Raw genomic sequence first — 18,983 nt, forward strand, 5'->3', positions numbered from 1 at the left:
AAAACTTGTGGATAAAAAGTTTGGCTAAATTTTAGCTATATTAAAACATTCATTTGCCGTCACAGTTAATTGTACAGAAGGGATAAACACCGCAATGTTAATAGAACCAGGAAAATTACTTGCCCAGATCAACTCTCCTGCTGACCTTAAGCAGTTCAGAAAAGATCAGCTCGTTCAGATTTGTGAAGAGTTGCGTCAATACATCATTGACAGCGTCTCCGTCTATGGAGGCCATTTCGGAGCAAGTTTAGGTGTCGTGGAGCTTACTGTAGCATTGCATTATGTCCTGAACACCCCTTCTGACCAGCTCATCTGGGATGTGGGGCACCAAGCCTACGGTCACAAGATCCTGACCGGCAGAAGGGAAAAATTCCATACCAATAGACTTTATAAAGGCATCTCGGGTTTTCCCAAGAGAAAGGAAAGTGAATACGATGCTTTCGGCGTAGGACATTCCAGTACTTCTATTTCTGCTGCACTTGGGATGGCCATGGCATCCAAATACAAAGGAGACGAGCTCAAGCAGCACGTTGCGGTCATTGGGGATGGCTCCATGACCGGGGGAATGGCCTTCGAAGCCATGAACCACGCCGGCGTTTCGGACACCAATATGATCATTGTCCTGAATGATAATTGCATGTCCATCGATCCCAATGTGGGCGCATTGAGAGATTACCTTACCGATATCACCACCTCCCAGACCTATAACCGGTTCAAAGATGACTTGTGGCGTATTCTGGGTAAATTCAGCAAGTTCGGATCCAGTGCTCAGGAAGTAATTTCCAAGGTAGAAGGAGCGGTAAAATCTGCTCTTTTGAACCAAAGTAACCTGTTCGAATCGCTGAACCTTCGCTATTTTGGTCCCGTGGACGGACATGACGTAAACCACTTGGTAGAAGTCATGAACGACCTGAAGAAAATCCCCGGGCCGAAGATTTTGCATTGCCTGACCGTCAAAGGAAAAGGCTACGACTTGGCCGAAAAAGACCAGACCAAATGGCACGCTCCGGGCAAATTCGATAAGATTACCGGTGAAATCGCCAAAAAAGTATACGATACCCCTCAACCGCCAAAATACCAAGATGTCTTCGGGCATACCTTAGTAGAACTGGCAGAGGAGAATGATAACATCATGGGCATCACGCCCGCCATGCCTTCAGGGTCTTCCATGAACATCATGATGAAGGCCATGCCTGACCGCGCATTCGATGTGGGCATCGCCGAGCAGCATGCCGTTACCTTTTCTGCAGGATTGGCCACCCAGGGCATGAAGCCATTTTGCAATATCTACAGTACCTTCATGCAACGTGCCTACGACCAAGTGGTGCACGACGTTTGCCTGCAAAATTTACCCGTGGTGTTCTGTTTGGACCGGGCTGGTTTTGCCGGTGCGGATGGCCCTACACACCATGGTGCCTATGACCTGGCATATTTCAGGTGCATCCCCAATTTAGTGGTCGCCGCACCCATGAATGAAGAGGAGCTCCGAAACATGATGTATTCGGCTTCCATTTATGATGGACCTTATTCTATTCGCTACCCCAGGGGCCAAGGGGTCATGGCCGATTGGCGAAAACCCATGCGGGAAATTGCTACAGGCCAAGGACGCATTGTCCAAGAAGGGGAAGATGTGGCGATCTTGACACTGGGGCATATTGGTAATTATGCCGTTGACGCCTGCGAACAACTGGCCGAAGAAGGATTACATCCAGCACATTATGACATGCGTTTTGTCAAGCCGCTTGATGGAGAACTGCTGCACGAGGTGTTTGGCAAGTTCAAAAAAGTCATTACAGTGGAAGACGGCTGTCTGATGGGAGGCTTTGGCAGTGCGGTTTTGGAGTGGATGATGGATCATGATTACCAAGCACAGGTTAAGCGACTGGGCATTCCAGATGCCGTCATCGAACACGGCACCCAGTTGGAGCTGCACAAAGAATGTGGCATGGATAAGGATGGCATTGCCCAAGCGATCAGGACCCTTGCAGCGCCTGTTGCTGCAAAGCACTGATGCAGGAACCATTAAGGTTTTTGGCAATTCATGGAAACAACATCTTCCTTACGGGGTATACTTTTATGATTACTCCTCCTTTATCCTTAACTTCCCTTTATGACCACCACTATTGAATACACCGATCAGGGGCATGGTAAGCCCGTCATTTTTATCCATGGCTTTTGTCAGACCAAGGAAATGTGGAAAAAATTCATTGAGGTTTTTTCCGGCAGATACCGTGTACTCTGCCCTGATTTACCAGGATTTGGCGAGTCTCGTTGGTATGAAGAAAGCATCTCCCTGGAGCAGACCGCCGAAATGCTTAGAGATTGGATAGACACATTAGGGTTGGAAAAACCAGTGGTCATCGGCCATTCTTTGGGCGGCTATGTGGCCTTGGCCTTGGCCGAGCTGATGGGAGAAAAACTTGGTGGACTGGGGCTTTTTCATTCTACGGCCTTTGCCGATGACGAGGAAAAAGTCGGTGTACGCAACCGCACCCTTACCTTTGTGCAGAAACACGGTGTCAAGGTATTTGTAGACTCCTTCGTGCCTCCCTTGTTCACCGAAGCCCATCGTGAATCCATGAAACCCATCATCCGGGAAGTGGTCCAAATCGCTCATAAAACTACCTTTGAAGGATTGGTTTCTTTTACCAAGGCCATGCGTGACCGCAAGGACCGCATGGATGTACTACGTGACTTTAAAGGCAAAAAACTGATGATAGCAGGCGTCCTTGATGGGGCAGTTACCATAGAAGCCAGCAGGAAACACCAAGGGTATGTAGACCATTATCACGAACTTCCTGATGCCGGACACATGGGGATGTTTGAACAGCCAGCAGAAACCGTGGAGATGATTAGTGATTTTTTGGCCATTTAACATTTTACGGGCCGTAAGTATCTGCAAACACAGGACTCCCAAAAACTACCGCACAGCAAACTTATTTTTTCCACAGATCTTTAGCCGCTGTTCATCTGGGCCTGGATAGGGTAGCGCACTTTTGCCATTCCTCCACACAAGTTTAAGCCAAACCATCAATCGATCAAGGACTTAACCAGTGAAACAAATCAATCATTCTTTGGAACTTAATCCTTTTTATCGTAATATTGCGATATAACAATTAATACAGCTATGGGAATCTCCAAGACAGACATCTTTTCTGAAGAGCAAAATGCCATTGCCACTTATGCCAAGGTAATTGGACATCCTGCCAGGGTGGCCATTTTGCAGCATCTATTCCATATCAATACCTGTGTTTGCGGTGATTTGGTATTAGAGATTGGGTTGGCGCAAGCGACCATCTCCCAACACCTCAGGGAACTTAAACAGCTTGGTTTGATCAAAGGAAATGTGGAAGGCACCAGTGTTTGCTATTGCATCCATAAAGAAAACTGGTTGAAGATGAAGAAAACCATGATGCCTTTTTTGGATCAGGATATCCCAAGTCAGGACTGTTGTTAAATAAATTTCAACCCCTTAAAGCAAAGAAGCCATGAAACTATCAGCCGTAAAATCAGCTTTACACAATTTGGATAAAATCGGTTTTAAGCTTCCCGACGGAAGTCTAGTGCCGCGTCATTTCCATGTTACTGAAGTTGGTAAAGTTTCCAAACACTTTATCGACTGTGGTGGGACCGTCCGCCAAGAGGAAGTGGTCTCCTTCCAGCTTTGGAATGCAGATGACTATGATCACCGACTCCACCCCGAGAAGCTGATGCACATTATTGCGCTTTCTGAGAAAACGTTGGATTTGCCTGATGCGGAAATCGAGGTAGAATACCAAGGAGAAACCATTGGCAAATTCGGGCTGGAATTTGACGGTACCCACTTTATCTTGACGACGAAGCAGACGGATTGCCTGGCCAAGGATCAATGTGGCATTCCTGCGGAAAAGCCCAAGATAAGAATATCTACCAACCCATCCGGAACGTGTACTCCTGGTGGCAACTGCTGTTAACATAAAAGAACGATGAACAAGAACCACATGCTTTTGGAAGCGCTGAATGCATCCATAACCGAGGTAAGTAGCCTGCCTATTTCCGAGGATCGCAAACAAATACTTGTCCCATTGGTGGAGTATATCCAGCGCAAATCAGAAAATTGCGAGTCCATACAACTCAATTTTATCTGTACCCATAATTCCAGAAGGAGTCATTTGGCCCAGACCTGGGCCCAAGTAATGGCTTACTATTGGGACATCCCGCAGGTCACCTGTTATTCAGGTGGGACAGCAGCCACAGCCTTATTTCCTACCGTAGCAGAGACCCTTTCCAACCAAGGTTTTAAGGTAACCAAGTTACAGGATGAAGGGTCAAATCCCGTTTACAGCCTAAAATATGCCGGCAATGCCCATCCGGTGATAGGGTTTTCCAAAAAGTGGGATGATACGTTTAATCCCGATGCGGATTTTGCCGCGATCATGACCTGTTCACAGGCGGATGAAGGATGTCCTTTTATTGCAGGTGCAGCGCAACGGATGGCCATTACTTATGAAGACCCCAAAGCTTTTGACGGCACTGCCGAACAATCCAAAAAGTATTTGGAACGGAGCCTTCAGATCGCCTCAGAAATGTATTATGTATTCTCCAACATCAACAAGCAATCATGAGTACCGGTAAAAAGCTGAGTTTTCTGGACAAAAACCTTACCCTATGGATCTTTGTGGCCATGGTAATCGGAGTAGGCATTGGCTTTTATTTTCCCTCATTTCCTGAAAAGGTACAATCCCTGAGCCATGGAAGCACCAATATTCCTATAGCCATAGGACTGATCCTGATGATGTATCCGCCATTGGCCAAGGTAAATTACTCCTTGCTGCCCAAGGTCTTCCAAAACACCAAAATCCTATCGATCTCCCTTCTCCTAAACTGGATCATCGGTCCTGTTTTGATGTTCTTTCTTGCCATCTTTTTCTTGCGGGACTATCCTGAATACATGGTTGGTTTGATCCTCATTGGATTGGCGCGGTGCATTGCGATGGTGTTGGTCTGGAATGATCTGGCAGAGGGGAGCAGTGAGTACGGTGCTGGATTGGTCGCGCTGAACAGCATTTTCCAAGTCTTTTTTTACAGCTTTTATGCATGGCTGTTTATTACCGTCCTGCCGCCATATTTTGGTTTTGACGGTGTCTTGGTGGATATTTCTATCCAGACCATTGCAGAGAGTGTGGCCATTTATCTTGGAATTCCCTTTTTAATGGGAATTTTGAGCCGTTACTTTCTGATCCGAGCAAAGGGAGAAGAATGGTACACGCATGCGTTTATACCGGCCATCTCACCGATGACCCTGGTGGCCTTGCTGTTTACCATCATCGTGATGTTCTCGCTAAAGGGTGAACTCATCATGGAACTTCCCGGAGATGTCGTCGTCATCGCTATTCCACTGTTAGTTTACTTCACTTTGATGTTTATCATCGGTTTCTTTGTCACCAAGGCTATGGGAGCCAGTTATGACAAGACGGCCGCAGTGGCCTTTACCGCAGCAGGAAATAACTTCGAGCTGGCCATTGCGGTGGCCATTGCAGTTTTTGGGCTGAATTCAGGACAGGCCTTTACGGGCGTTATCGGCCCATTGATAGAAGTGCCGGCGTTGATCCTGCTCGTAAGGGTCGCATTCTGGCTACGTAAAAAGTATTATTCTTTCAAGTGAAAAAGAAGAGTGGCATGCGGATCACAGGCGCTACCAGACGATCACGGATGGTTTCCAATGATAATCTGCGAGGGCGGTACTATCCGCATGCCATTTAAGCCTTTTTAGAACTTCACATTTACCCCCGCCATAAAATTGGTTCCGGCCATGGGGTAGTAATAGTTTTCCGTGACCAATTCCTTGCCGGCACCACCGGGCACAAAATAGCTAAAGGTGTATCCATTCGGCTCATACATTACATCAAAGACATTGTTTACCTTCACATTGAATTCCAAGGCCCTGAGGAACCTTGGCCGAAGGGTATAGGCAAACCGGATGTCATTGGTAAAGAAGGCATCCAATTTTCGGCCATCGTTTTGGGTATTGTCCAAGTACTGGTCATCCACATACTTGGCCACCCAGCTGATCTCCATGTTTTTTACGGGATGGAAATCCAGCATTGCAGAGCCTACGATGTTAGGGGAGAAGGCAATGTCCGTATCTTCGTAGGTAAACGACTCCTGCTGAAATTCTTCGGTGGAATAGTCGTCCACATATTCGGTAAAGGTGTCGATCTTATTTCGGCTGAAAGCTATATTTCCCCCCAAAGTCCATTTAGGGGATAGCTTCACCGCCCCGTCCAGCTCAATGCCGGCGCGATAAGAGTTATCCACATTTTCCCGGATGTAGGCACCCACATCGTTAATTTGGCCCGTAAGGATCAATTGGTCCTTATAGCCCATGTAATAAAAATTGGCCGAATAGCTAACATTGCCTTTTTGGGCCCTGATGCCAGCCTCCACATTATGCAAGCGTTCCGGTCGTGGAATTTCGGTGATAGGATTGTCCGTAAAGTCACTTCTCACAGGTTCGCGATTGGCCACAGCATAGGAAGCGTACCAGGTTTCGCCTTTCCCGGACTCATAGCTAATCCCCACCTTCGGATTAAAGAAATCATAATGCTGCGCCCCGTCCACGATGCGGCGGTCATCATTGATGCCTTTAAAGCGGTAATCGATTTGCCTGAACTGTAAGTCCCCAAACAAGTAAAGTCGGTCTGCTACTTCATAGGTGGCTTTGGCATAAATATTTCGATCATCCTTTACAGCATTGTTATCGTAATAGCGATCCCGGATATCCGTTTCTCCAGCGATCCTTGCCCAGATGATTTCACCGAAGTGATCTCCATCATAGCGGTTGGCTCCACCTCCCAAGATCACATCCCAACGACCATCATCCGACACGTAGTTCAGTGAAAAAACTCCACCAAAGAAATCATTGTCCAGCCACCTTCTTCGGATGATATCGGTACTTTCGATGGTTTCATTGCCGATCACGACAGGATCCAGGCCATAGCTGGCATAGTCATCATCCTCACGGAATTGTTCATAATATCCGCGGCCGTAGGTATAATGCAGGGCAGCATGGGCTTTCCAGTTTTGACCGTACTTTCCAGTATAGATAAACTGGTAGTGGTCCTGCTGGTAATTATCGGTTTCATTGTCGTACGTGTAGTAGTTAAAGGTCCGGTCAGTTTCCAACTTATCTTCTGGAAGGCCATACCAGGCTTGATAGGTTTTCTCTTTACCTGAAAATACGTTGACCTTGAAGACATGATTATCGCCATAGTACCCGCCCGACAAGAAATAGGATTTTAGATCTGATGAGGCCCTGTCCACATATCCATCCGACTTGATCTGGGAGAGGCGTGCATCCACCGCCCAACGATCATTCAGCAGGCCAGAGCCCGCCTGCACGGTATATTTTTGGGAATTGAAAGAGCCAAAAGAAGTGGCCACTTCACCGTAAGCCTCCTCTTTTTTGGTATCCGTTTGGATGTTCATGCTGGCCCCGAATGTGGCCGCACCGTTGGTGGAGGTTCCCACGCCTCGCTGGATTTGGATATTGTCTACCGAACTGGCAAAATCGGGCATATTTACCCAAAAGACCCCATGGGATTCCGCATCATTGAGTGGAATACCGTTCACGGTGACATTAATCCTGGTCTGGTCAGATCCTCTAATCCTCAGCCCCGTATAACCGATTCCAGCTCCAGCATCGGAATTGGTGACCACCGAAGGGGTATTGTTAAGCAAGAAGGGGATATCCTGTCCCAAATTGTTTTTGGCAATATCCTCCTTGGTGACGGTGGAAAAGGTAGTTGGCGTGGTTTCCGAAGCCCGAGTGGCCGAAACGATAAATTCCTCGGTCAGCAATGCATTCGGTTCCAACAAGATTTCCAGTCGTGGACTTTGGGCTTCTACTGTTTGTACATGAGCCTCGTATCCCACATAGGAAACCTTGAGCTGGTAATTCCCGGAAGGAACATTTTTGATGGTAAAAGTACCGTTTAGGTCAGCAGTGGCTCCTCTACCCGTGCCTTCCAAAATGACATTGGCACCGATAAGCGGTTCGCCGGTTTCGGCATCCTTTACGGTACCGGTAAGTTGATGTTGCGCCATAGCACAAATCCCTGTCAGCAGCCATGCTGCAATCAGCAATAAAGTTTTCATGATCAAAATTGATTAAGCTGGTTAAACATCAGTGCCGTCCAGGGGTGACGACCCTATTCGTTGTTTACCCGAAGTTCCATAAATATGGAAATCGCATTTCCCTTCGCCGGCACTACCCGGATCAGGTAATATGGGTATGATCTCAGCCCGTAATTTTTGGGCACCCCTAATTCGATCTGTTCTTGCTGCAAAGGTAGAAGGATTATGGAAAAAGAAAAAACAACTCTAATTGGTATTTTACTCAACAGTTAATGGCCAATTTTCCACACTGACCATTATCGGCCGCAGGCAAGCTAGCACCTTTCTCTTTTGCTTTTCATCTCAACACTTCAATTAATATGGTACAAGACACTTTTTTATTGGTCTACAAAATAGCAGCATTAATTGCGTTTATAACCGGTATAATTTACCTTTAATAGGTACGGGGTTGGCATTGTGTTTGCCTATTCCAATCCGAAAACTAAACCAACTATTTATGATAAGAAAGCCAATAGGATTCTTACTAGCAGCTATGGTGATGTTTGCGTCATGCAACAACGACGAAGCGCCAATGCCACAGCAATCAGAAAAGCCTGCATTGCCTCCTGAAGCCAGCATGGCTCCGGACATGACGATGTTTGATGATGAAGGCCAAGAGCAAGCCCGGCTTTCCGCAGTGACCAATTGGGCATACGCTGCGGTAAATGTAGGGGTGTATTCTTCCATCCTTTATTCACACTTGGTCGTTCCGGTGACAGCTTTTAAAGCCACCATTGGCACAGAAGCTTCTTTTGATGAAGAGGCAGGTCTTTGGGTATGGGAGAAGGATTTTGATGTAGAAGGTCATGGGTCATATGACATCCGCCTTACCGCTAATGTCCAAGATGAAAACGTAAACTGGATGGGGTATATTTCTGGTGAAGGAAATGTGGATAACTTCGTTTGGTTCACCGGCACTTCTAATGTGACGGGCGAAGCTGGCTATTGGGAGTTATTCGAATCGCCGGAGTCTCCTTCGGTTTGGCTATCCAATGCTTGGGAATATGACAAAGAAACCGGCAACGGGTCGACCACCTTTAATGTAGAAAAAGAAGGAGATAATCTTGGCAGTTCTATTACATACCGCATTGATAATGATATGGAGATGGACAGAAGTGTCATCATTTCCAACACCTCTCTGGATAATGAAATCTTGGTAAATTGGAGCAAAGCAGACAAATATGGGCAAGTAAAAAGTGAAAGCCACTTTGAGAGCAGCGCCTATTTTTGCTGGGATGCCAACCTTCAAAATATAAGTTGCGAATAATCACCTCTATGACGTGGTCCACGAAAAAGGCGAAAGGATATCAGTTCCTTTCGCCTTCTTTTTTTATCCCTCCACATGGATCAAAGAATAACGGATCAAGCTACAACCTTGGGGACTGGCAGTTTGCTTCATGATAAAACCAGGATCAAGCCGAAAAGTTGGGGTGTAGCCTATTTCGATGGGTAAATATCATTTTTGCCATCTTTGGTTCTATTTGGCCACGGATGAACACTGATAAACACAGATAGAATGCTTAAGAAATGGCAAATCAATGTTCATATCTTTTATCCGCGGCTTACATGAATTTAAATGTTAACGATGCCCCTGCCTTTGGCTATGAAGAGGACCTCTCGGCAAACCTTGGATTTATCCAGTCCATAGATGTAATAGCATCCTTTTTAATAAAGCTGCCCCCAGAAATATTGCTTGATCCTAAAACCACGGATAAATAAAAATAGCACGAAGGTCCAAAGTCACCAAGTGGAGGCTGTAACCTGGACATGAAGGAATTGATCATTGCTGTGTGCCTTAGAGCCTTGGTGGCTTATCATGGTTCCGATAACCAAAGAAGTTTTTGGCCATCAGAAATATTACTGTTCCATGAAAAGGGAAAGGTACGAGGGATATTGAAAAGGATATAGTAGCTGGTAAAAGGTGCTAAAGCTCAAAACACCAAGAGCTATTTGCTGGATTTCTGTAAAAACCTGTCATGTTTCATCCATAAACTTCTTCTTATAAGTAAGCCTATATGCAGCCAAAAGAAGATCCAATGCATCCCATAAATCCCAATCCAGATGAAGCTAAGCACCCTATATTTTTAGAATAAAAACCCCATAAAACAGTAACAAACACCCCAAATAGTCATTTTATACAATTTATTAGCCACAAAACACATTTTATTATATTTACAAAATACTCACATTGATTGCGATTTTTGGTGTCATCATCTACTTTTATAGAACATCAACACGATCCACTACCAAACCACTTTCACCCATGAAAAAGCTCCTAGGATTGTTTCTCCTGCTAACAATCACCATCGCATCGTGCACCACAGGAGAGATTCCCGTACCGACAAAGCAAATGGACATTCCCGTGCTACCCCCTGAAGCCAGCATGGCGCCGGATTTGAACATCTTCGAAACAGCCGAAAGTGAGATGACCCGAACTGAAATGGGCAGCAATTGGGCCTATGCAGCCCTCAATATTGGCGTGTATTCAGGCGTACTGTACCAACATCTTATCGTGCCCATATCTGCATATAAAGCCGTGCTGAGCACAGAGCCAATGATCGACAGGGAAGCGAAGATTTGGGTATGGAAAAAGGCCTTTACCATAGCGGATAAAGGATCCTATGAAATCCAACTGACAGCATCGATCTGGGATGAATCGGTCAGCTGGATGGGCTATATCTCCAGTGAGGGCGGTGATGATTTGTTTGTGTGGTTTAGGGGTGTTTCCAATTTCCAAGGGGAGGAAGGATATTGGGAGGTCTATGAATCCCCCGAATCTCCCGCTGTCTGGCTTTCCAACACTTGGGAGCTGGATAAAGAGACCGGAAATACCACTGTGACTTATACGATGCAAAAAGATGGCGATTACGAAGGAAGTTCCTTTATTTACCAGGAAAACCAGTCTTCGGACCTAAACAAAAAAGTCATCCTATCCAATGCTTATTCAGAAAGTGACGTTTCGATAAGCTGGAACAGTACGGCAAAATATGGCCGGGTGAAAAGCGAATCGTTCTTCGGAGATAGCCAATACCATTGCTGGGACCAAAACCTCGCCAATACCAATTGTGAAAATTAGCCATAACGCAGCCGTGGATCCGTCAATGTGCTACCCACACAATTGGTAACAGCATCCATGAATCGACGGCCTAGACTGTAAAGTTCCCTGACCCGGCCTGCACTTGACCAAATGTCGTACGGACTGGCTCAGGAGGACTTCATGCTAATCACTCAGCATTCCACATGCCTGTAAAACACCGTTTAGCTGGCCACCTTGGTATTTCCCAACCAATGCAGCATCTTAAAGTGTGATCTCAATGCTTGCGCAAAGGTGACTTTTGAATAATAAGGGAGCTGGTACTCTGCCGCCGTTTGACGAACGATTGGGGCAATTTTACGGTAATGCACGTGACAAATATCCGGAAATAGGTGATGCTCAATCTGGTAATTCAGCCCCCCAATCATCCAAGAAAACACCCTGTTTCTTTCCGAGTAATTACACGTGGTCATCAATTGGTGAATCATACGTTCTCCCTCCACTTGGCCATCACCATCCATTTTTGGGAACGTGACATCCGGCATGATATGGGCGGTCTGAAACACCAAAGATATGCTCAGGCCCGTCACAAAGTGTAACGCCAGGAATGCCAACAAAATTTGTCCCACTCCAAACGGAGAGAACACTATCGGCAGCCCCAGGATAAAGGCATAGTAAAGCAGTTTCCACGCGATGATCTTGACGATCGTGTCCCGGTAGATATTTTTTCCCCTGAGGAGCCCCATTTTATAGTACCGATGGAGGCGAATAAAATCCTTGGAAGTCACCCAAGAAAGTGTCGAAAGGCCATAAAAGAACCAAGTATAAAGATGCTGATAAGGGTGGAACCCATTTTTCTTGGCATTGGGCGAAAAACGCAAGAAGAAAGGGACGTTGATGTCATCATCTCCTTCATGGATATTGGTAAAAGAATGGTGTAAAACGTTATGCTGAATCTTCCAAACGGTGGCATTTGCCCCGACCATATTTAAGGTGTAGCCCAGCAGTTTGTTGATCAATTTGTTTTTGGAATAGGTTCCATGGATCGCATCATGCATGACGCCCATGCCAATCCCGGCCATGCCCAAACCGCTTAAAATAAAACAAACGTAAAGCTGCCACGTCTGACTCACCACCCCTAAGATCACCAGCAGGACCGGCACAAAATAAAGGCTGAGCATAAATATTGTTTTTAAGATCATCTCCAGATTGCCATATCTGGACTTTTGAGATTGCTTAAAGTAAGCATTAACCCGGCTTCTAAGTGTAATGGAAAATTCAGACAGTGCTGATTCCGTAAATCGAATCGTCTTGATATTGGATGTAATTAAATGGTAAATTAATTTTTATGCGTGCGAATCAAAAACACCTCCTACTGAAGGACCTAATGATTTTAAAAAGAACTGAACCGTTTTAAGCGAACATTCTTGAAACTCTTATGAGGATTTATAGATCCTAAAGGCTTTGTAAACGTGTGTAAAATACTTCTTGGTTTTTATTCAACATGTATCTGTGTCCGGAAAAGCAAAAGCGACTGATCGCAAGGTTAGGCATTTTAAGGTGATTCAAGACACTATTCCGCACTAATGGTCAGCACCTTAACCTAAGCAAGGCACCAACGTATAGTGCCAAATGTAGCCATTCTTAATGGATATATTGGTAGGAAAGGATGTTAAAACTTCCTAAACTTTTTGACCAACCCACCCTTTCCAGAAATCACCATGACTGTAATGGTAGGTCATACGTAAAGCCTGCCCTATAATTGGCTTAATACACCATTGTTCAGCGCAAAATCATTACCTTAATGAGCAAAATAAACACATTGAATCAATTTTTATCATGGACAAGACCCAATTGAAAAAAGATATCATGCCAAAAGAACTGGTGCTAAAGCTTCATCGGGACATTCCACCAACAGACTGGATCCATAAAATTCGGCTTTTGGACGAGTTTTTTGACAGCGTGGCCCCCAAACTCGATGAGGACGTGCTGTTCATCAAGAGACATGAACAATATGGCTTTTTCCTTTGGGAAGCGGGAGAGTGGAGCAGGGCAATCGAGCATTATGAAAGAGCCCTTACCAAACTCGAAGCAGCTGATAATCCTTTTTTATACCACATCGTCACCCTACAGCTCATCACTTGCTATCAACACTTGGAAAATTACCGTGCAGCCATGGTCTGGTTTGAGACCGCCATGCTCAACCTCACCCCAGGACACCATGCATTCGAGCGCTTAGGATTGCTTGAAAAATATGTACAGCTCTTGGAGGCTACCGCCCAGCCATTTGACGAAAAGTATTTGCCTATCATCCAGCAAGTGGTGGATGAAGCAGGTTTTCCACCTCCTGAAGAGCATCCTAAAAGCGCTATTAAATCCCTTTCAGCCATGCATTTGGAATGGAATCAAAAATTATCCAAGCTCTACCTCGATGCGAAAAAAGGCAAAATCGACTTACATGATTCACTGAAAGCATATGCCGAGACGTGCCCCATTGGCTGGTATCGTGACCATGTAAATGAACGTCTCTAGCATCAGGCTACCCCTCAAAAGTCTTACTGGAATCGGCCACCAGAGCATTGATCTCTGCCAATTCTGCCGGGGTAAGGTAACGCCATTTTCCCACAGGCATATCCAACTGGACATTCATGATGCGGATGCGCTTTAGCTTCGTCACTTCATAGTCCAAGTATTGACACATCCGTCTGATTTGGCGGTTAAGGCCTTGGGTAAGGACAATTTTGAATTTCCGCTTTCCGATCTGCTCGACTTTACACTTTCTGGTTACCGTATCCAAAATCGGAACGCCATTGGCCATTTTGTGGATAAAGTTTGGCGTGATCGGTTTATCCACCGTCACGACATACTCTTTTTCGTGATTATTCCTTGCGCGCAAAATTTTATTGACGATATCACCGTCATTGGTCAGGAAGATCAAGCCTTCACTGGGTTTGTCCAGCCTGCCGATGGGAAAAATCCGCTTTGGGTGATTGATATAATCAATGATATTGTCCTTTTCCCTCTTGGTATCGGTGGTGCAAACGATACCCACCGGCTTATGAAAAGCGATATAAATAAAATCCTCCTTGGGAGGGGATACCAGCTTGCCATTGACCCGCACGTCATCGCCGGGGCTTACCTTGGTGCCCAACTCCGGCACTTTGCCATTAATGGTGATGCACCCTTCCTCCAACAGCTTATCTGCTGCTCTTCTGGAACAATAGCCAATTTCACTTAAGTATTTATTTATCCTTACCGTGTCCTTATCCATAAATGCCTTGAAGATGAGAACACAAATGTACGGGATTCTTTCCAAAAACAAGATGGCCATTCCAAGGCAATCCCCCTCGCAAAGTGCAAACCGACCGTGTGGATAACTTCCCTTATCCTTCCTCCGCCAACCGAAAGATGATATCACGCGCCAATGTACCAATGGTCTTCACATTGTACCATACGGCATTGACATCCATTAAAATCCCATTGGCAATATGACCAACAGCATAGATGCCTTCCCCCCCTTTTGGAGAAATCACCTGCATTGTTCGCTCGTTAAGGACGGCTCCACCGACTTCATACGGCTGGATATAATTTCGCTCCAGTAACTTGTGGATAAGTGGACTTTCCATTTGTGCCAATGCCGATGAGCTGCCAGTGGCATTGACCAAAAAATCCACCGTCACCCGCTCCTTCTGGCTGGTCTTGATGCCAAAAGTCCCTTGCTGATACGAAACCGCATCGCCATCCTTCATCGCACAAACCTCCAACTGCCCTTGATCGAAAAGCTTCCTTAGCTTTTTGGCATTGTGCAGCGGCATGGGATGCCTGTTGATCGCCCAATCACTGCCCACCCATTTTTTGAACAGCAGCTTTTGGTCGGTGTCCATCCAGCTCCAAATGGTGGAGGCATCGTACCGCAAGGCATCGGCAATATTGAGCAGGGCATCGCCGCCCTCTTCGGCACATGAAATGTCCCAAGCGAGCAGTGCTTCCGGTGAGGATAAACGGGCCGTAAACTGCCGCCAATCCACTGGATGCCCCTCGTAATGGGCTACTTCTTCCATAAAAAGTCGGAGAAGTGTCTTCACGCGAGGCTTTTGAAGCGTCTTGCGCTTGATGCTGTGGATATTGTGTAAGGTGAGGTATATGCGCTGGTAAGTTTTGTTTTCTAAAGGCTGGACGCGAGGGAGCAGTCCATCCGGTGAAAAAAGCGAGATTTTTCCTCGATGGTCATTATCCACAAGGGTCATCACGGTATCGATGGCGCTCAGGCTAGTTCCCAATACCCCCACGTGCGCGTCACCTGGAATGGTCGACTTGAGCCGGGAGGTGGGCCAGGGAAAATCCACATATTCCGGCCGTTTCTGAAACTTGGAAAAATTGTTTGGCTTGGGGGTTCCCAAGGCCAAGATCACAAAATCACTCGGAATGGCTTCGCCGTTTTCCAACATTACCCGATAGGATCCCGCGTCCATTTCCATATCCACAGCATACCCCTTTACGACCTCCACCACAAAACCACGGGAACGGGCCATTTTCAGGTATCGATCAGCCTGCTCGGCAATGTAATCTCCATAAAAGATACGTGTCGTGTATGCATTATCCACCTCATCCGTACCTTTGAGGTCTTCTCTTTGTCGATGGCCTTTTTTCTTCAGCCATGCTGCAAAGTGGCCTGGCTCATGTGCAAAAATCCCCATCAAATCCGCTTGGGTATTCAGGATATGCCCAGGCTGGGGTGTTCCAAAAGCCAAGCCATACCCCAACCGCTCATCCTTTTCCACAATCGTAACCTGTACCTCTTTTTCCAACCCTGATGTAACAATGTGGATAAATAACTCGATAAATGCTGAAATTCCATTGGCACCGCCGCCAATTATGGTGATGTTTTTCATGGTTGACGTTTAAAACCTTAGAGAAACTCAAGATAGTTAAAATATTTTCATTACGGATATGTTGCCCTCCTTCGGGAAAGCCCTTATTTTGTGGCTTCCTTCCATTTTCGGCTATAATTTGCATGATATATGAAACGACGATTACTGATTATCTTCTCTTTTCTTCTCCTCAGCCTTTTGGCTCATGGCCAGACCAAAAGCCCACAGGTATTTTTAGGCTATCCACTCGGCGAGCGATTTACCCCACATCACCGAATCGTCGACTATTTCGAGCATGTGGCCGCACATAATGAAAATGTAATACTGAAATACTACGGTGAAACCTTCGAGCATCGGCCGCTGCTGGTAGTATGGGTTTCGGCCCAAGAAAATATCGACCAACTGGAAGAGATTCGAATCGATAACTTGCGCAGGACCGGGCTTGAAAAGGGCAATCCCACAACTTCCGTTCCCATCACTTGGCTGAGCTATAATGTCCATGGAAACGAAGCGGTCTCCTCAGAAGCCGCGATGAAGACCCTTTGGGCTTTGGTGGATCCTGCCAAAGGGGAAAACAAGGCTTGGCTCCAAAACAACCTCGTGGTGATCGATCCCTGTGTCAACCCTGATGGCCGGGACCGCTATGTCAATTGGTACAACCAAAAGATGAATGTACCGCTTCAGCCAGACCTCCAATCCATCGAACACCAAGAACCTTGGCCCGGTGGACGGGCAAACCACTACTTGTTTGACCTGAATAGGGATTGGGCTTGGCAGACCCAGCAGGAATCACAGCAGCGTATGACCCTTTACCAGCAATGGATGCCAAACATCCACTTGGATTTTCACGAACAAGGCATTAACAGCCCCTATTATTTCGCTCCTGCGGCGATTCCACTACATCCTCAGCTGAGTGATTACCAGATGGAATTTCAGGAAACTTTTGGTCGGCAAAATGCGGCCTATTTTGATCAGCACAACTGGTTTTATTTTACGAAAGAGGTCTTTGACTTGCTCTATCCAAGCTATGGGGACACCTACCCGATGTTTAACGGTGCCATTGGTATGACCATCGAGCAAGGCGGCTCAGGTGCGGCTGGCATTGGGGTCCACACCGCAGAAGGGGATACTTTGACGTTAAAGGAACGCATCCGTCACCACCACACCACCGGAATGACCGCTATCGAAGTGGCGTCAAAAAATGCCAAAACGTTACTGGAAGAATTTAGCCGTTACTTTGAGCCCTCTCCTAAGGGGAAATACACCAGTTTTGTCATCAAAGGGGACAACTCCGCTGGTCGCATTACCGGATTGCTCTCACTCTTGGACAAGAACCATATCCAGTACCGCTTAAGTGGGAAAACGGCAAACCTCCAGGGATTTTCCTATCAAAAAGGCCAAAAATCATCCTTTAGCCTGGAAAAAGACGATATCATCGTCAATGCCTGGCAGCCAAAATCAGTGTTGACACAGGTGCTTTTCGAACCCGAGGCCCAGCTTCAGGACAGCTTGACTTATGATATCACCAGTTGGGCCTTACCGTATGCGTATGGGGTGGAAGCCTATGCTCTGCAGGAAAAATTGGAGGGAAATACTACTTATCCACAGCAAGAACCCGTAAAAAACGATGTGGATAAATCTGCTTTAGCCTACATCGTCCCTTGGCAGGATGCCTCTGAAGCCATTTTCCTGGCGGCCTTATTGCAGGAGGACATCCGGGTCAGGTCAGCATCCTATCCTTTTACCGTGGATGGCCAGACCTATCCTACCGGAAGCTTGATCATTACCCGTGGCGGCAATGAATATGTAAAAGACTTTCATCAAAAGGTCGTGACATTGGCAAACACCCATCAAATCGTCCTCGGTACCGCTTCCACAGGTTTTATGGATAAGGGAAAAGATTTTGGTTCGCGCTCGGTCAAAACCATCAAGGCCCCAAAAGTGGGAGTATTTAGCGGAGAGGGAGTTTCTTCACTAAATTTTGGGGAAGTCTGGCATTTCTTTGAGCAACAGCTGCAATACCCAATATCCGTGCTGGAAGCTTCGGCCATAAATCATCTGAACTTGACAGCATACGACGAGCTCATCCTTCCCAGTGGGAGCTATGACTGGAATGATAAAGCCTTGGAAAAACTAAACGAATGGACGCAGGCAGGAGGAAAACTTATTGTTATAGAAAGTGCATTGGACCTTTTTGTTGATAAAGATGGATTTGACCTGTCCACCTATTTGTCGGATCAACAGCAAGAAGATTACCTTCCTGAAGCAAGTTCTGACGATTCCACGACCAGTCCTTACCGGGAAAGGGAGAGACAGGCCATTTCCGATTATGCAGCAGGCGCCGTTTTCGAAGTGGACATGGACAGCACTTACGCCTTGGGCTATGGCACAGGAGGAAAATACTACACCCTAAAAAACAACCCCACCCGATACGCCTTTCTCAATAATGGCATCAATGCGGGAGTTATCCACAGCCTGGATCAGCACAGAAGTGGCTTTATCGGCTATCGCGCCAAAGCAAAGATGAAGGAAAGTCTTGTTTTTGGTGTGGAAAACCGCGGTAAGGGGCAGTTAGTGTACCTTGTGGATAACCCTCTCTTCAGGAGTTTTTGGGAAAATGGTAAACTTATCATGGCCAATGCGGTCTTTTTAGTAGGGAATTGAGCAGTGGAGTGGGAGAATACTTGATTGATTTCTCCTCCAGAAATATGATCATGGCAAAATGGATGTTAGCGGAGACTGCTGGAAGATAGAGCATCAAGCGGAAAAGTTGGGGCGCCAGCCCATTTCGATCGCTCATCTTATCCTTGGCTAGCGATGGTTTCTATTTGGCCAGGGATGAATGCTGATTAACACGGATAGGATGCTCAAGACATTGCAAATCCGAAGCAGCATTGTGCATTATAAACTTCCAAGCACATTCC

15 protein-coding genes and 1 riboswitch are annotated in these 18,983 nt (G+C 46.2%); of the genes, 11 read left to right on the top strand and 4 right to left on the bottom strand.

Features of this window, described 5'->3' with window-relative positions; all coding sequences use genetic code 11:
- The first annotated feature begins 94 nt into the window (after nt 1-94).
- The 6 genes from dxs to arsB all read left to right on the top strand — a co-directional run bounded on the left by dxs (nt 95) and on the right by arsB (nt 5,644).
- Nucleotides 95-2,011 (top strand): 1-deoxy-D-xylulose-5-phosphate synthase, encoded by a 1,917-nt coding sequence (dxs, locus tag ECHVI_RS04840; RefSeq protein WP_015264833.1) that lies wholly within the window; start codon nt 95-97, stop codon nt 2,009-2,011.
- A 99-nt stretch (nt 2,012-2,110) separates the two neighbouring features.
- The gene (locus tag ECHVI_RS04845) at nt 2,111-2,875 is read left to right on the top strand and encodes an alpha/beta fold hydrolase (RefSeq protein WP_015264834.1); all 765 of its coding nucleotides are present in this window, start codon (nt 2,111-2,113) and stop codon (nt 2,873-2,875) included.
- 252 nt (nt 2,876-3,127) lie between these two features.
- Nucleotides 3,128-3,457 (top strand): ArsR/SmtB family transcription factor, encoded by a 330-nt coding sequence (locus ECHVI_RS04850; RefSeq protein WP_015264835.1) that lies wholly within the window; start codon nt 3,128-3,130, stop codon nt 3,455-3,457.
- 31 nt (nt 3,458-3,488) lie between these two features.
- Nucleotides 3,489-3,953: a DUF6428 family protein gene (locus tag ECHVI_RS04855; RefSeq protein WP_015264836.1), complete on the top strand. Its 465-nt coding sequence runs from the start codon at nt 3,489-3,491 to the stop codon at nt 3,951-3,953.
- A 12-nt stretch (nt 3,954-3,965) separates the two neighbouring features.
- Nucleotides 3,966-4,604 carry an arsenate-mycothiol transferase ArsC gene (locus tag ECHVI_RS04860; protein ID WP_015264837.1) on the top strand — a complete coding sequence of 213 codons (639 nt, stop codon included), beginning with the start codon at nt 3,966-3,968 and terminating at the stop codon, nt 4,602-4,604.
- Nucleotides 4,601-5,644: an ACR3 family arsenite efflux transporter gene (gene arsB / locus ECHVI_RS04865; protein ID WP_015264838.1), complete on the top strand. Its 1,044-nt coding sequence runs from the start codon at nt 4,601-4,603 to the stop codon at nt 5,642-5,644. Before ECHVI_RS04860 ends, arsB begins: the two co-directional genes overlap by 4 nt.
- A gap of 104 nt (nt 5,645-5,748) precedes the next feature.
- Here arsB and ECHVI_RS04870 read toward each other — a convergent pair whose 3' ends face one another.
- Nucleotides 5,749-8,136 carry a TonB-dependent receptor gene (locus ECHVI_RS04870; protein ID WP_015264839.1) on the bottom strand — a complete coding sequence of 796 codons (2,388 nt, stop codon included), beginning with the start codon at nt 8,134-8,136 and terminating at the stop codon, nt 5,749-5,751.
- Nucleotides 8,137-8,217: 81 nt separating this feature from the next.
- A riboswitch (TPP riboswitch) is annotated at nt 8,218-8,314 on the bottom strand.
- 297 nt (nt 8,315-8,611) lie between these two features.
- On the opposite strand from ECHVI_RS04870, the gene ECHVI_RS04875 reads away from it, so the two are divergent.
- From ECHVI_RS04875 to ECHVI_RS04880, 3 genes are all read left to right on the top strand, one after another.
- A complete protein-coding gene (locus ECHVI_RS04875; RefSeq protein ID WP_015264840.1) occupies nt 8,612-9,421 on the top strand; it encodes a hypothetical protein in 810 nt (269 codons plus the stop codon).
- Between the two features lie 299 nt (nt 9,422-9,720).
- On the top strand, nt 9,721-9,873 hold the full coding sequence (locus ECHVI_RS23240) for a hypothetical protein (protein WP_245553426.1): 153 nt from the start codon (nt 9,721-9,723) through the stop codon (nt 9,871-9,873).
- 544 nt (nt 9,874-10,417) lie between these two features.
- Nucleotides 10,418-11,230: a hypothetical protein gene (locus ECHVI_RS04880; RefSeq protein WP_015264842.1), complete on the top strand. Its 813-nt coding sequence runs from the start codon at nt 10,418-10,420 to the stop codon at nt 11,228-11,230.
- 182 nt (nt 11,231-11,412) lie between these two features.
- On the opposite strand, the gene ECHVI_RS04885 is transcribed toward ECHVI_RS04880, so the two are convergent.
- Complete coding sequence (locus ECHVI_RS04885; RefSeq protein ID WP_245553428.1) at nt 11,413-12,369, bottom strand: fatty acid desaturase family protein; 957 nt, start codon at nt 12,367-12,369, stop codon at nt 11,413-11,415.
- Nucleotides 12,370-13,027: 658 nt separating this feature from the next.
- On the opposite strand from ECHVI_RS04885, the gene ECHVI_RS04890 reads away from it, so the two are divergent.
- The gene (locus ECHVI_RS04890) at nt 13,028-13,720 is read left to right on the top strand and encodes a hypothetical protein (RefSeq protein WP_041738325.1); all 693 of its coding nucleotides are present in this window, start codon (nt 13,028-13,030) and stop codon (nt 13,718-13,720) included.
- Nucleotides 13,721-13,727: 7 nt separating this feature from the next.
- On the opposite strand, the gene rluF is transcribed toward ECHVI_RS04890, so the two are convergent.
- Both rluF and ECHVI_RS04900 read right to left on the bottom strand, forming a co-directional pair.
- Complete coding sequence (gene rluF, locus ECHVI_RS04895; protein WP_015264845.1) at nt 13,728-14,459, bottom strand: 23S rRNA pseudouridine(2604) synthase RluF; 732 nt, start codon at nt 14,457-14,459, stop codon at nt 13,728-13,730.
- Between the two features lie 112 nt (nt 14,460-14,571).
- Nucleotides 14,572-16,080, bottom strand: coding sequence for an FAD/NAD(P)-binding protein (locus ECHVI_RS04900; RefSeq protein ID WP_015264846.1), 1,509 nt, complete (start codon nt 16,078-16,080; stop codon nt 14,572-14,574).
- A gap of 129 nt (nt 16,081-16,209) precedes the next feature.
- On the opposite strand from ECHVI_RS04900, the gene ECHVI_RS04905 reads away from it, so the two are divergent.
- Entirely contained in the window at nt 16,210-18,723 is a 2,514-nt protein-coding gene (locus ECHVI_RS04905; RefSeq protein ID WP_015264847.1) for a M14 metallopeptidase family protein, read from the top strand.
- Nucleotides 18,724-18,983: the final 260 nt, after the last annotated feature.

Source organism: Echinicola vietnamensis DSM 17526, from assembly GCF_000325705.1.
GTDB classification, from domain to species: domain Bacteria; phylum Bacteroidota; class Bacteroidia; order Cytophagales; family Cyclobacteriaceae; genus Echinicola; species Echinicola vietnamensis.